This window comes from Sedimentibacter sp. MB35-C1 (assembly GCF_030913635.1).
Lineage (GTDB): Bacteria > Bacillota > Clostridia > Tissierellales > Sedimentibacteraceae > Sedimentibacter.
In genome coordinates, this window is the sequence record NZ_CP133188.1 from 994288 (window position 1) to 1009673 (window position 15386).

At 35.4% G+C, this 15386-nt stretch carries 13 protein-coding genes; 11 read left to right on the forward strand and 2 right to left on the reverse strand.

Going from position 1 to position 15386, the window contains the following annotated elements; genetic code table 11:
* The first annotated feature begins 1 nt into the window (after position 1).
* On the forward strand, positions 2-565 hold the full coding sequence (locus tag RBQ61_RS04615; protein ID WP_308139342.1) for a uracil-DNA glycosylase: 564 nt from the start codon (positions 2-4) through the stop codon (positions 563-565).
* Here the strand turns inward: RBQ61_RS04615 and RBQ61_RS04620 are convergent.
* Positions 562-1176, reverse strand: a complete 615-nt coding sequence (locus RBQ61_RS04620; protein WP_308139343.1) for an SOS response-associated peptidase — start codon at positions 1174-1176, stop codon at positions 562-564. The two genes, RBQ61_RS04615 and RBQ61_RS04620, sit on opposite strands and share 4 nt — an antisense overlap.
* A gap of 248 nt (positions 1177-1424) precedes the next feature.
* Here RBQ61_RS04620 and RBQ61_RS04625 point away from each other — a divergent pair, with 248 nt between their 5' ends.
* The 9 genes from RBQ61_RS04625 (at position 1425) to RBQ61_RS04665 (ending at position 12044) form a co-directional block, all read left to right on the forward strand.
* Positions 1425-1904 (forward strand): DUF6530 family protein, encoded by a 480-nt coding sequence (locus RBQ61_RS04625; RefSeq protein WP_308139344.1) that lies wholly within the window; start codon positions 1425-1427, stop codon positions 1902-1904.
* A 32-nt stretch (positions 1905-1936) separates the two neighbouring features.
* Positions 1937-2284 (forward strand): GIY-YIG nuclease family protein, encoded by a 348-nt coding sequence (locus tag RBQ61_RS04630; protein ID WP_308139345.1) that lies wholly within the window; start codon positions 1937-1939, stop codon positions 2282-2284.
* 9 nt (positions 2285-2293) lie between these two features.
* Positions 2294-3007: a uracil-DNA glycosylase gene (locus RBQ61_RS04635; protein WP_308139346.1), complete on the forward strand. Its 714-nt coding sequence runs from the start codon at positions 2294-2296 to the stop codon at positions 3005-3007.
* Positions 3008-3296: 289 nt separating this feature from the next.
* A complete protein-coding gene (locus tag RBQ61_RS04640) occupies positions 3297-4637 on the forward strand; it encodes a 2-isopropylmalate synthase (protein ID WP_308139347.1) in 1341 nt (446 codons plus the stop codon).
* 8 nt (positions 4638-4645) lie between these two features.
* Positions 4646-6568, forward strand: coding sequence for an aconitate hydratase (locus tag RBQ61_RS04645; RefSeq protein ID WP_308139348.1), 1923 nt, complete (start codon positions 4646-4648; stop codon positions 6566-6568).
* Positions 6569-6580: 12 nt separating this feature from the next.
* Positions 6581-7579 (forward strand): isocitrate/isopropylmalate dehydrogenase family protein, encoded by a 999-nt coding sequence (locus RBQ61_RS04650; RefSeq protein WP_308139349.1) that lies wholly within the window; start codon positions 6581-6583, stop codon positions 7577-7579.
* A gap of 224 nt (positions 7580-7803) precedes the next feature.
* Complete coding sequence (locus tag RBQ61_RS04655) at positions 7804-8454, forward strand: hypothetical protein (RefSeq protein ID WP_308139350.1); 651 nt, start codon at positions 7804-7806, stop codon at positions 8452-8454.
* A gap of 254 nt (positions 8455-8708) precedes the next feature.
* A complete protein-coding gene (gene nrdJ / locus RBQ61_RS04660; RefSeq protein WP_308139351.1) occupies positions 8709-11063 on the forward strand; it encodes a ribonucleoside-triphosphate reductase, adenosylcobalamin-dependent in 2355 nt (784 codons plus the stop codon).
* Between the two features lie 285 nt (positions 11064-11348).
* A complete protein-coding gene (locus tag RBQ61_RS04665; RefSeq protein ID WP_308139352.1) occupies positions 11349-12044 on the forward strand; it encodes a C-GCAxxG-C-C family (seleno)protein in 696 nt (231 codons plus the stop codon).
* A gap of 98 nt (positions 12045-12142) precedes the next feature.
* On the opposite strand, the gene RBQ61_RS04670 is transcribed toward RBQ61_RS04665, so the two are convergent.
* On the reverse strand, positions 12143-13249 hold the full coding sequence (locus RBQ61_RS04670; RefSeq protein ID WP_308139353.1) for a M20/M25/M40 family metallo-hydrolase: 1107 nt from the start codon (positions 13247-13249) through the stop codon (positions 12143-12145).
* Between the two features lie 279 nt (positions 13250-13528).
* Here RBQ61_RS04670 and uvrC point away from each other — a divergent pair, with 279 nt between their 5' ends.
* Entirely contained in the window at positions 13529-15379 is a 1851-nt protein-coding gene (uvrC, locus tag RBQ61_RS04675) for an excinuclease ABC subunit UvrC (protein WP_308139354.1), read from the forward strand.
* Positions 15380-15386: the final 7 nt, after the last annotated feature.

Below are 15386 nucleotides of genomic sequence, written 5' to 3' on the forward strand. Positions count from 1 at the left end.
TATGTATTCAATGAATGAGTTAAAGAAATATTGTTATAAATGTCACAAATGCAGGTTATCTGAAACGCGCACTAATGTTGTGTTTGGAGAGGGAAATGAACAGGCTGATATTATGTTTGTGGGAGAAGGCCCAGGATACAACGAGGATATTCAAGGCAGGCCCTTTGTTGGAAAAGCAGGACAGCTTCTTGATAAAATGATTGAAGCAATAAATTTGAAACGCGATGATGTGTACATAGCGAATGTTGTTAAGTGCAGACCGCCTGAAAACAGAAACCCTTTTGACGATGAAAGCAGTGTGTGTCTTGAATTTTTAAGGTGGCAGGTAAAACTGGTAAATCCTAAAATAATTGTGTGTCTTGGAGCGGTATCGGCTAAAAACCTTATAAATCCTGATTTGAAAATCAGCAGGGAAAGAGGAAAATTTGTAAAAAAAGGAAAAATTTATTTTATACCCACGTATCATCCATCATACTTGTTGAGAAATGAAGCTGCAAAGAAGGATGCGTGGGAGGATTTTAAAAGTATTGACGCAAAGCTGAAAGAACTGACGGAAAGTTTTTAAACTTTAACAGCTTTACAATTAAAAGTTAAATTATAATCTAGTACTTCATCGATGTTTTTCCCGCCCATCCACTCACTCGTTTTATGTTTATCAATTATAAGTGGCATCCTGTCATGAATGTGAGAGATTGAACTGCAGGCATCTCTTGTTATAATTGTGTAGCATATATCGAAGTCATTTGTATCAAATAAACTGATTTGCTTTGTTTTGCAACGCGGAAATACATTATACAATCCTGCGAAATATAAAATAGAGCCCGGTTTTTCTATTTTATATTTTTCTTTATGTTTTTTATAGTTGTTTTCCTTCCATTCAAAATATGCCGAAGCAGGAATTATGCATCTGTTATTATGAATCAGACTCTTAAACATTACCTTTTTTTCGATTGATTCAGATCTTGCATTTATGATTAATCCGTTTCCTTTCCATTTTGGAAAGCCCCATTTTGCAAGAATTAATTTTATAATCTTTCCTTTCTTTATATAAATGGGAGCAATATCTGAAGGAAACACTTCACCTGCTTTTGCATTTTCGTAAATATTCTTTTCAGCTTCAGCCATTATTTTGTTTATTTCGTTTATATTTATATCAATGTAGTATCTTCCGCACATAAATACCTCTACTAAAAATATTATACATATATTATAGATCTAAGATGCTGTTTTTGAAACAAATAATTAATATAAAGCTCATATTTTTATGAAACAAATAAATTAGTGTATTACTTATGAAGTTATCAGTAATATGCTATTTTTATATTCACACGTTTTGCACTATTAATTTATATTGACAAATAATAATATAAAATGCTATTATTAGATTAGTAAATTACTAAATTAGTAAAAGCGAAGGAGAGGCTATGAAAATACCTACAATGTTAAAACACAAACCTGTGATTGTATCGGAAAATTACGCAAATGTTGACGGGAGAAATGCTTATAAGTCAGATGCTAAAGGACTTTCGTTGGGGCTTGCGCAGTGGAATGACCGGGGCAAGGTGGATATATCTGCAAAAGTATGGAGGTATACAGGAGAAAAATGGTCGAGACAGTCTGAAGAGCTTCCGTTGCATAGAGTACTGGATTTATCCATATTGATTTGCAGAACCATGATGTATTTTAGGGAGGCATATCGCTACGATAAGCTATACGATATGGATAATACACAGATCGATAGGGTTGGGCTGCAGGGAGATGCGATGACTGTTGAAATTTGTACAGATAATGAAAAAATAGATGAGGATATCAAGTTATTTAATCAGGCTTTGAGTGATGACGGTGAAATAATAGGGGAGAGGCTTAGAACCCTCTCGAGATTGTTGAAGGAAATGGGATATTAATCTTTTTGTGTATAGTATAGGGCGGTAAAGTAATGGATAGAAAAAAAGAGTTAAAAGAAATGTATAAACAGATGAAGACAGATATGGGGGCTTTTATTATCCGGTTGAAAACCGGTAATAAATATTATTTAGAGACAACACATAACTTGAATGGTAAGATAAACAGTTCGAAATTTCAGCTGAAAATGGGAAGCTTTAGAAACGAGCAACTACAGAAAGAATGGAAACAGTGCGGCGCAGATAATTTTGAAATCAAAATATTAGAGAAGCTTAAATATGATGAGGACGAATCTAAGACCGATTATAGCGAAGAATTGGAAATTATGAAAACAATATGGGAAGAGAAGTTATCTGAACAAAATATGGTGCCGTACAGATAGGAGAGATACATGAGTTTAATACCTGAAGACGTACATTCATCATGGAACAGATTTTTGTCTAAGGATGTTTGTGATGAATTAGAAATAATCGAAAAAAAAATAGGAAGTAACATAAACCCTGATTATGTAAATGTAATGAGGTTTTTAAAAACTGATTTAGGCAATGCAAAAGTTGTGATACTGGGGCAGGATCCATATCCGGAAAAAGGAAGGGCAACCGGAAGAGCATTTGAAGTGGGAGACCTTAAATCATGGAATGATAAGTTTAGACAGGTTTCTTTAAAAAATATTGTGAGACTTCTTTATAAAAATTACAATGGTATTGATAAATATGACGAAATTTTAAAATTCTCACAGATACAAAATAAAATTTTAGATGGAAGTTTTAATATTGCTCCTCCGTATGAACTTTTTAAACTTTGGGAGCGGCAGGGAGTTTTGCTGTTAAATACATATTTGACTGTCGAATCCGGAGTTGCAGGCAGCCATATTTCGATCTGGGAACCGCTAAGCATTAAGCTTTTAAAGTATATTTCTGAAGAAAATATAAATATCAACTGGTTTTTATGGGGTAAATCTGCAGAAGAAAAGAAAAAATATATTAAACATGGTAGGTTTTATATAAGCAGGCATCCCATGATGTGTTCCGAAAAATATAAAGATGATTTTTTAAAAAGCAATTGCTTTAAGGATAGTATGAATATAATAAACTGGTTAGGCTAGACGGAGTGAGCCTTAACGGCCTTCTATCTTGATTATTTTGCAATGAACCTGAGCTGATACAAGCTCAGGCTTTTTTTGTCTAAACATGCAATTGTAAATGCATGAGTTGCAAAATAAATTGCAAAACAACAAAAATGAAGTTGTTAAATAAATTAAATATAATTTAAACTTGACTCAAATACAGCATTACATTATAATAAACAATATAAATAAAAAAACGTGACTAAATATTAAAATGCAATTTAAAATAAATTAGTTTCAAATATAAAAATTATCTCGGAGGTGCATCGTGAAGTATAATCCTGTAGAAGTTATTAAACCAAAATTGTATAAAGATATTTTTCCTTATGATGAAATCCCCAAAATTAAATTTAACAATATTCAGCTGCCTATTAGTATTCCTGAAAATATATGGATTACAGACACTACATTTAGGGACGGCCAGCAGTCCATGACTAATATGCACACTGAACAAATGGTTAGACTTTATGATTTTCTTCATGAGCTTGATAATGAGTCAGGAATAATTAAGCAGACGGAATTCTTTTTATATACACAAAAAGACAGAAAAGCAGTTGAAACCTGCATGGAAAAAGGGTATAAATTTCCGGAAATAACATCTTGGATAAGAGCAAATAAGGAGGACTTTAAACTTGTTAAGTCCATGGGCATAAAAGAGACGGGAATTCTTATGTCATGTTCTGACTATCATATTTTCAACAAATTAAATAAAACGAGACAGGAAGCAATGAAGATGTATCTTGATATTGCGTATGCCGCACTGGAAAACGGAATAGTCCCGAGATGCCATTTTGAGGATATAACAAGAGCAGATTTTTACGGTTTTGTTGTTCCCTTGGCTAAAAACCTCATGGAAATGATGAAGGAAAGTAAGATTAATGTAAAAATAAGAGCCTGCGATACTTTGGGACTTGGAATTTCTCATGCAGGTACAGAGCTTCCCAGGTCTGTTCCGGCTATAATTCACGGACTGAGGTACTACGCAGGAGTTCCGTCGGAATCAATTGAATGGCATGGACATAACGATTACTATGCAACGGTTACTAATGCTTCGACTTCGTGGCTGTACGGGGGTTCATCAGTTAATTCCACAATGTTTGGAGTTGGAGAAAGGGTCGGTAATACACCGCTTGAGGCTATGATAATTGAATATGCTCAAATAAAAGGGAATACTAAGAGCATGAATTTAGAGATAATAAATGAAATTGAGGATTATTTTGAAAAAGAGCTTAATTACAATATTCCGGTAAAGACACCTTATGTAGGCAGGGAATTCAATGTAACAAAAGCAGGTATTCATGCAGACGGGTTGTTAAAGGATGAAGAGATATACAACAGCTTTGACACGAGAAAAATTCTAGGCAAGCCACCTTTAGTTGCAATTAACTCTTATTCCGGAATTTCCAGCATAGCTTACTGGATAAACAGCTACTTCGGGTTAGAAGGAAGCGAAAAAATGCAAAAAAATGATCCTAGATTAATTCCTTTGAAAAACAAGATTGATGAAGAATATGAAAGAGGAAGAACAACTAACATTTCGGCTAAGGAAATGATAGTGATGAGTAATGTGTATGTTTTTGATAATAAATATAATGAAAAGATAATTTAGGAGGTCCTATGGCACTTACATTAGCAGAAAAAATCATACAGAATCACCTTGTGGATGGTGAAATGAAACCTGGAAATGAAATAGGAATAAGAATAGATCAAACTCTTACTCAGGATTCCACAGGAACCATGGCATATCTGCAGTTTGAAGCCATGGGTGTGGATAAAGTAAAAACGAAGCGTTCTGTAGCATATGTGGATCATAACATGCTTCAGTCGGGACCTGAAAATGCAGATGATCATTTATATATACAAACGGTAGCTAAAAAGCACGGAATATATTTTTCGAAGCCGGGAAATGGAATTTGCCATCAGGTTCATTTAGAAAGATTTTCGGTTCCGGGAGACACTTTGCTGGGATCTGACAGCCATACTCCTACATGTGGAGGAATGGGAATGCTTGCAATAGGTGCCGGAGGACTTGACGTTGCTGTTGCTATGGCTGGAGGAGCATATAACATCACCATGCCAAGTATTGTAAATGTTGAACTTAAGGGAGAACTTAAAAAATTTTCTACTGCAAAGGATGTTATTCTTGAAGTCCTTAAGCATTTTACTGTCAAGGGCGGTGTTAATAAGATATTTGAATATACCGGAGAAGGTGTAAAATCTCTTTCTGTTCCTGAAAGAGGAACCATAACAAATATGGGAGCGGAGCTTGGCGCTACAACCTCGATATTTCCTTCGGATGAAAGAACGTTGGAATTCTTAAAGGCTCAGGGAAGAGAAGACGATTATGTCGAAATGAAGCCGGATAAAGGTGCAGTGTATTCTGAAAAGATAGTTATTGATTTGAGTTTGCTCAGGCCAAGTGTGGCATTGCCGCATTCACCAGATGCAGTAGTCCCTGTAAGCCAGGTAAGGGGGAAAAAGGTGACGCAGGTTGCAATAGGAAGCTGCACTAATTCTTCGTATGCGGATATGATGAAGGTAGCAAATATATTGGAGGGACATACAATTCATGAGAATGTGTCCTTGGTGATTTCTCCTGGATCAAAGCAGGTTTTAACAATGCTTGCGTCAAATGGAGCACTTGCTAAAATGATAGGAGCAGGCGCAAGAATTCTTGAAAGCGGATGCGGACCTTGTATAGGCATGGGTCAGGCGCCCAGCACAAACGGAGTTTCTCTAAGAACATTTAATAGAAACTTTAAAGGAAGATGCGGAACAGATTCGGCAGATGTTTATTTGGTGAGTCCGGAAGTGGCTGCATTTTCGGCCATAAAGGGATTTATAGCGGATGTTGATGATTTTGAGAATGTTGACCTGAAAATTAATATTCCGGAAAGTTTTGCGGTAAAAGATAATATGATAGTAAGCCCTGCCGAGGATGGGAAGGATGTTGAGATAGTAAGAGGTCCTAATATTAAGCCTTTCCCGAAAAATAAGAAGATGGGAAGTACAACAGGAGGCAAAGTCCTTATTAAGGTTGCAGATGATATTACAACTGATGCAATAATGCCGTCTAATGCAAAATTACTTCCTTACAGGTCAAATATACCATATCTTTCAGAGTTTTGCTTTTCTCAGATTGATAAAGATTTTCACAAGAAGTCAAAAGAAAATAACGGAGGAGTAATAGTCGCAGGCAAAAACTATGGTCAGGGATCCAGCAGGGAGCATGCCGCTCTGGCGCCGTTGTATCTTGGAGTAAAGGCAGTGATTGCAAAGTCGTTTGCGAGAATTCACAAAAGCAATTTGATTAATAACGGAATAATTCCTCTTACATTTACAAATGAAGGTGATTATGAGGATATTGATGAAATGGATGAAATTGTTATTAATGACTTATTAAATCAGGTTCACAATAAAAAAGTAACGGTATTTAATAAAACAAAAAATAACAGCTATGAAACGGAATTGACAATTTCGCCAAGGCAGGTTGAAATGTTAATATACGGAGGGCTGCTTAACAAAATTCGAGAAGAATAGTGAGAGCAAAATATGAAAAGAAAAATAACATTGATTTCCGGTGACGGAATTGGTCTGGAAATAATGAGTGCAGCTGCTGAAATAATTGATGTCGCAGCAGGTAATGTTGAATGGGAAGAAGTTGCAGCAGGTCAGGGAGCGTATGAGGCTTGCGGTGAGTTACTTCCTGAAAAAACAATAGCAAGTATTAAAAAAAATAAAATTGCATTTAAAGGTCCAATTACAACCCCCGTTGGCAAAGGATTCAGGAGCATAAATGTTCAGCTCAGGCAGTATTTTAATTTGTATGCAAACCTGCGTCCCGTAAAGTCCTATGAAGGAATTAATTCGCTTTATAATGATTTGGATCTAGTTATTGTAAGAGAAAACAGCGAAGATCTTTATACGGGAATAGAGCATATGGTTACGAAAGATGCGGCGGAAAGCATAAAAATCATAACCAGAGGAGCAAGTGAAAGAATAGTTGACTTTGCATTTAAAATTGCACAAAAAGAGAAAAAATCAAAGGTTACGCTTACACACAAGGCTAACATAATGAAACTTACTGACGGATTATTTTTGGAATCCGGCCGTAAAATTGCTGAGAAATATCCGAATATAAAATTTGAAGATGTAATAGTTGATGCGATGTCTATGAAACTTGTTATGAGGCCTTATGATTATCAGGTTGTTGTAGCGCCGAACTTGTATGGTGATATACTTTCGGACTTGGCTGCTGGATTAATAGGTGGACTTGGAATGACTCCCAGTGCAAATATAGGCGATGATATAGCGGTATTTGAGCCGGTGCACGGGTCGGCGCCTGATATAGCGGGACAAAACATCGCAAATCCTACAGCGGCAATTCTTGCAGGAGTTATGATGCTTAAGTATATGGGCGAAGATTCATCTGCAGCAAAAATAGAAAGTGCACTTAAAAGAGTTTTGAAGAACGAGAGTCTTCATACTAAGGATATTGGAGGAAATTTAAATACAACGGAATTTAAGAATGAAGTAATTAAAGCACTGTGATAATAATTTTATATAAATTAGAATTTTAATTGCTAGGCTGTTGAAAATCTCTGTTTTAAATGCATGTCAATGCAGCAGGTATGATTTTCGGCAGCCTAAATTTTTTAGTTTTTAATTTATTTTAACAGATTAGTTCACTTATTGATGGTATAATACAAAGAACTGAATTTAAATTATAAGGGCGGCCATATTAGCTGCCTGTTTAATGATATTTGTGTTTTGCAATGGAAGAAACTAGGTGTGCAATGGTAAATATATTGAAATTAAGGACGATAATTAATAAAGATAGAACATTAAAGAGGCTGCATATTAAAGAGGGGACAGAAGTGTTTAAAAGTGCTGACAGCATTTTTGAAGAGGTAAGTCGTATAATAAGAAACAGTCTACAATGGACAGCGGTATATAAGGTTGTGGACAGCCTAGATATAAAAGGTGTAAAAAAACATGAAAAATATGTTGTTTGCTTTGTGTCCGCAAAGGGAGTGGTAGCTGAAATGTCTCATAATTTGATGTCTTCGGGTCAATATATGAAGGGATATCTTCTTCATGAAACAGCACTGGACGCAATGTTTGATGCTTCAAATGAAATGAATAAAATTATAAACAACGAAGCGTCGAAAGCGGGACTTGGACTTTCGAAAAGATATGCTCCCGGAGATGGAGATGTAGATTTAGATTCGCAGAGATGCTTGATCGATATGTTAAAAATGGAAGCTGAAATTGACGCATATTTAAATGAAAAAAATATTATTACACCGGAAAGCTCATTGCTTTATATATTAGGAATGGAAAAATGCAAGGAATGTATGAAGAATGCTGAAGAATGCGCATGCTGCAGTAACGATAACTGCCAATACAGAAGAGTACACAATTAAATCGAATGAATGGGTACAGTATCATTTGGCTAAAAATATATATAAATGTTAAGAATTATTAAGAAATATAAAAAATGTTGGAAATATAAGCAAATGATGTAATGCACATTTTTGCATTTTTTTTAAAACGTGTATTTTTAAATAAAAGGGGTCTTGCGAAACTATATATAGTATGTTATTGACATAATATAAGCTTGATGCTACAATATGTAGTATCGCCACAGAAATAATTGAAACGAGGGAGAATAGGGGTTATGATTAAAATATTAAAGAGAACCGGAAGCTTTGCGGATTTTAACGGAGATAAAATTACCAATGCAATTATCAAAGCCATGAAGGAAACTAAGACCGGTGTTGATGAAGAACTGGCAAAAGAGATAAGCCTTAAAATACAAACTGAATTGGAACATAAAAATTTTCCCATACCTGTCGAAGTAGTTCAGGATATTGTAGAGAATGAACTTATGGACAGTACAAGGAAGGATGTTGCTAAAAGATACATATTATACAGATATGAAAGAGATAAATCAAGAGATTCGAGGAAGAGAAAGGATTATAAGCTTTTAAGTGAAGAATTTATCAGCAAGTACAAGCATATTGGATCTCCCATGAATGAACTGGGGAATTTTGTATACTACAGAACGTATTCGAGATGGCTTCCTGAAGAAAGAAGGAGAGAATACTGGTGGGAAACCGTAAGAAGGGCAGTTGAGTATAACTGCAGTCTTGTTCCGACTAAGAAGGAAGAAGCTGAGCAACTGTATGACAATATATTTAATTTAAGACAATTTTTATCTGGAAGGACTTTTTGGGTAGGAGGAACTCCCGTATCGTACAATTATCCAATGGCAAACTTTAACTGCGCATTTGAGGTAATAAATGATTATCATTCATTCAGAGATTTGTTCTATCTTTTAATGATAGGTTCGGGTGTCGGAGTGAGGATATTGAAGGATGATGTTTCTCAGCTATCTAAAATCAGAGGGAACTTTAAGATAATTCACGAGGATTACACACCTGTTGAAAAACAAAAAAGAGAAGACAATACGGGAATAGAATTTGCAAATAATAATACAGTAAAAATAATTGTAGGAGACAGCAAGGAAGGCTGGGTTCAGGCTTTGGATCATTTTTTTAGTTTTATAAATTCAAGTGAGTACAGAAATATTTCTACTATTATTATTAATTATAACAATGTAAGACCTAAAGGAGAAACTCTTAAAACATTCGGAGGTACTGCCAGCGGACATTCGAGCCTGAAGAACATGTTCACTAAAATTGACATTGTAATTAAAAAACGAGGAGCGATTGAAGGAAAGGACAGATTCAAACTCAGACCTATCGATTGTTTGGATATAGCCAATATTATCGGAGAAAATGTTGTTGTCGGCGGAGTTAGAAGAACGGCTGAAATAATGCTTATAGACTATGATGATACAGACTGTATTGAAGCAAAAAATAAGCTTTATAAAAATATAGACGGGCAGTGGATTGTTGACAAAGATATAATTCATCGTTCCATGAGCAATAATTCAATTTATTACAGGAAAAAACCTGCAAGAGAGCAGCTTAAATGGCAGCTTGAACAAATGCGTTATTCAGGTGAACCGGGATGGGTTAATGAAGCTGCTGGCAGCAAAAGAAGAGAAAATATGAATGGCGTAAATCCATGCGGAGAAATCTTGCTTGACAATAAGGGGCTGTGTAACTTAACTACAGTAAATGTGCATGCATTTGTAGATGATGAAGGAAATCTAGATGAAAAAGCACTGTTAAAAGCTCAGAGATTGTCTGCCAGAGCGGCGTACAGAATGACATGTGTTGAGCTTGAGCTTTCCCAATGGGACAGAGTGCAGCAAAGAGATAAGGTAACAGGATGCTCATTGACCGGATGGCAGGATATGGCTAATGCTGCAGGGCTTAATAGAGAGCAGCAGTCAGAGCTTTTGAGAAAATTGAGAGAAGCAGCTAAAGATGAGTCGGAACGTTACTCAGGGGAAATAGGAGAAAGTGCTCCGTTGCTTGTAACTACGGTAAAACCGGAAGGAACATTGTCGCAGCTCCCTGGAGTATCAAGCGGAGTACATTATTCTCATTCACCGTATTTTGTAAGAAGGGTGAGAATCAACAGCCATGACCCTCTTGTAAAGGTATGCGAGGAACTTGGATACAGAATATACCCCGAAGTAGGTCAGGATGTTAAGAGCTGTACAACCAAGGTAATTGAGTTTCCTGTCAAAGCTCCTCATGGAAAAACAAAGTATGATGTTAATGCCATAGAACAGTTGGAAAACTATAAACTTTTTATGGAAAATTACGTAGACCACAACTGCTCGATTACTGTTCATGTTAGGGATAATGAATGGGAACAAGTTGAACAGTGGGTATGGGATAATTGGGATGATGTTGTTGCTCTTTCGTTCTTGTCTCTCGATGATAGTTTCTACCAACTGATGCCTTATGAGTCAATTTCGGAAGAAGAATACAATAAATTGAAGAATGAAATGAAGCCGTTTATTCCTTCTTTATTGAGCAAGTATGAAAAGCAGGAAGAAGAACTTGATATAGGTAATGAAGGCTGTGATACGGGAATATGCCCTATCAGATAATATGTTATACTAAAAAGAGGTTGATTCTGGTTAGCAGATGTCAACTTCTTTTATTTATACAAAATATTCTAATATTATAATATTAGAATATAACTAATTTTTATAAAACTGCATGTAAAATAAAAAAGTCTCATATGATTATTAAAGGTTAAAATATTGACAAAGCTTAAATAATAGTCTAAGCTTAATTACGGTATTATATTTACTAAGTGTCGGTTATTGAGCTTAGTTAATATCGGCTTTATTTGCAAAGTCGCATAAATAATTATGTTAGGAGACAACAAAATGGGAGAAAATTTAGAAAAAAAGATATTATCAAGAAGAGATGTATTAAAAACTGCAGGAAAAGCTACAGCAGGCTTAGCAGTTGCAAGTGTGGTTCCTTCGATATTAACAGCATGTGCTCAGGAAACTGAAGTTCCTTCAAAGGAAGTTTTGAATTATGAATACATGGAAGCAAGCGAGGACGCGCCGACATACCCTTATCCATATCAGAAATTAGATGTTGAAACAGTTAAAGAAAGAGCATATGCAAGCTTCTATAACAAAGGCGGATGCTGCAGAGCCGTTGTTGACGGAATAATAGGTGAACTGGCAGACAAGACTGGTTACCCTTACAATCAAATACCTATAGATGCATTTGCAAACGGAGCAGGAGGATATGGAGCAGGTTCATTGTGCGGATCTATGGGAGGTTCAGCTTTTGTTTTAGGCCTTGTATGTCCACCTGAAGATGCAAGCAAGCTTTTTGCAGAAATGGCTTCATGGTATACTTCTACAGAAATGCCTATTTATCAACCAGAAGTAAAAAATGAGACTGTAGTTGCTAAATCAATAGACTGTAAAGATTCAGTTGGAGTTTTCGTTGCAAATACAGGATATGCAATGGATGCTCCTGAACGTAAAGCAAGATGTGCAGGCGTTGCAGCAGACTGTGCAGGAAAAGCAGTAGAACTGATCAACAATTATTATAATCTTTAATTTTTAAATATTAAAGACTGTTGCTCTAAATCAGTGCAGCAGTCTTTTTATTTTAAGGTTTATTATTGAACTTCATGTGGTTAATTTGTAATGAAAAACTATCTAGTCATTAATTTAAGGACTACCTTTGACGCATTTATGAAATCTTCAATATTAAGCTTTTCATCTATGGTGTGAGCAAGCTCCATTCCGGCTCCTATATTTATTGCTTTTATTCCGTTCTTATTATAGATATTGGCGTCACTTCCACCTCCTGAAGGAACTTTTTCAACTTTGAGCCCAAGTTCTTGGCATACATCTGATATTGTTTTAAGGTGCTCGTCATTTGGATCTATCTTATAAGAATAGTAGCAGTTTTCTAATGTGTAATCTAAATTTGCTTTATATTTTTCACATGACTGCTGAAGGCATTCTATCATGTGTTCTGCCTGAGCATCTAATTTTTCGGTTGATCGGCTTCGTGCTTCTGCTACTATTTCTGCAAGCGGTGATACTATATTGGTTGGGCCTTCTGCTTTGAGAGTTCCAATATTTGCAGTTGTATCTGAATCAACTCTTAAAAGTTTCATGTTTGATATGGCTTCAGCAGCAGCTACTATAGCGCTTACACCGTTTTCCGGACATGCTCCTGCATGTGCGGCTTTTCCCTTTATTTTGGCGAATATTCTTGTTTGTCCGGGTGCTTCTGTTATAATTTTACCGGGTCCTCCGCCGCTGTCAAGAATTACTGCTTCCTTTGACTTAAGCCTGTTAAATTCAACTTCCTTGACTCCGTTTACGCCGCCTTCTTCGCAGATTGAAAATACAATTTCAATGGGTCTGTGCTTCAGATTTTTTTCCTTTATACTTCGCACCGCTTCCAATATTGCAACTACGCCGGCCTTGTCATCTCCGCCTAATATTGTATTGCCTCTGCTTTTTATGTATTCGCAGTCTATGTATGGTTCAATTCCCGCGCCTGGTGTAACAGTATCCATATGTGCTGAAAAAAGCATGGGGGTACTTTCCAATGATCCAGGTATAAAGCAATAAATATTGTTTCCGTTGGAGTTAAGTTTTTTACCTGCTTCGTCAGTATAAGTTTCCAACCCTAATGCCTCTAAATCTTTTAAAATTTTTTCTCCGATAGCTTTCTCGTTTTTAGTTTCGCTGTCTATCTTTACGTATTCCATAAAAGTATTAAGCAATCGTTCCTTATTAATCATATAATCCTCCTTTTGCTGTTTATTCCATTATATAATAAAGGAAATATGATACAACCTTTTTTCTGAAAAAATACAAAAAAACGGTAAAATTTAATAAAGAATTAATTTCAATATTATGTTAATTTTAAGATAAATGTGGTATAATACATATGTATTTATCAAGAAGTTTCTAAGCCTTTCATGGTTTTTTATAAAAAAAGAAGCATGAAGCGTTAGAAATTTAATCGTAATAATTATCAGTGAAAATTAAGACAGTTGCATAAAGTTCAGGGAGCAAATATGTTTAATATACAGGAAGAATTAAAAAAGATGCCCGACAATCCCGGTGTGTACCAGATGAAAAATAAATTTGGCGAAATAATTTATGTGGGTAAGGCGAAAAATCTTAAAAAAAGGGTTCGGCAGTACTTCCAATCAAAGAATCATGCGCCTAAAATCGAGGCTATGATAAGAAATATTGCTGAGTTTGAATATATAATTGTAGATAATGAAGTAGAAGCACTAATTCTAGAGGCAAACTTAATAAAAAAATACAGACCTAAATATAATACTATCTTAAGGGATGACAAGCAGTATCCTTATATTAAAATATCCGTTCAGGAAAAATATCCGAGAATTTACAAGGTAAGAGAAGTTAAAAAGGACGGAGCAAAATATTTTGGACCGTATCCCAGTGCTTATGCTGTTAATGAAATCATTGATATTATAGGAAGTCTGTATAAACTCAGGAAATGTTCTCTTAAATTAGACGGAAGCAAAAAGAATAAAAGGCCATGCCTGCATTACCATATAAACAGATGTACCGCTCCGTGCATGGGAAATGTGGACGCAAAGGAATATAGGGAAGAAATGAATAAAGCAGTTGCATTTTTAGCTGGTGGAGAAAAAGAACTTATTGTTTCATTGACTAAAAAAATGAAGCTTGCTTCAGAGATACTGGATTTTGAAATGGCCGCAAAGTATAGAGATCAGATAAAAGCTCTGGAATTAATTTCGGAAAAACAGAAAATTGTTGCAGCCAATAACAATCTTGACCAAGATGTCATAGGAAGTGCTATGGGAATTGAGGAATCATGCATTCAGATATTTTTCATACGAAACGGCAAAATAATAGGAAGGGAGCATTATTTGCTGACAAATACGGAAAATGAGGAACGGGAAAAAGTTATCAGTTCGTTTTTATCACAATTTTACACAGGAACTGTATATATACCTAAAGAAATTTATATAGAAACCGACATTGAAGATAGGGAAGTATTTGAAAAGCTGTTGTCGCAAAAAAGAGGCAACAAAGTTTCCGTTAAGGTGCCTTTAAAGGGAGACAAAAGCATGCTGATTAAAATGATAAAGAAGAATGCGCTTGAAATATTGGAAAAAGGAAGCCAGAGAATAAAAAGAAGTATTGATGAAAGCATGCAGGCGGTAGAGGCTCTTAAAGATTTGCTGGAATTAGAAAGTATCCCTGCAAGGATTGAAGCCTATGATATTTCAAATATACAGGGAGTTGAATCGGTTGGGTCAATGGTTGTATTTGAGAAGGGCATTCCGAGCAAAAGTAATTACAGAAGGTTTAGAATTAAAACGGTGAAGGGACCAAACGACTATAAAAGTATGGAAGAAGTTCTTGAAAGACGAATTAACAGAGGCCTTGACCGGGGAGAAATTAACGGATTTAATAAGATGCCCGATTTAATATTGATTGATGGAGGAAAGGGACAAACCAGCATTGCAGAAGAAGTTATATACAATTATGGACTAAATATACCCGTTTGTGGAATGATAAAGGATGATAAGCACACTACAAGAGGGCTGATTTACAAAAATAAAGAAATAGAATTCAATAAAACTGACAAAGTTTATCGCTTGATTTATAGAATTCAAGAAGAAGCACATAGGTTTGCAATTGAATATCATCGGAATTTAAGAGATAAAACACTGTTTAAGTCAGAACTGGACAATATTGAAAATATAGGAGAGAAAAGAAAGGTAAATCTGCTGAGGGAATTTGGGTCAGTTGATAATATAAAAAATAAAAGTGTTGAAGAGCTTGCGGGTGTGGCAGGAATGAATTTAAGAGCCGCAGAGTCGGTTTACAGCTATTTCAAAGATAAAAAAATAAAAGACATATAAAGTAATT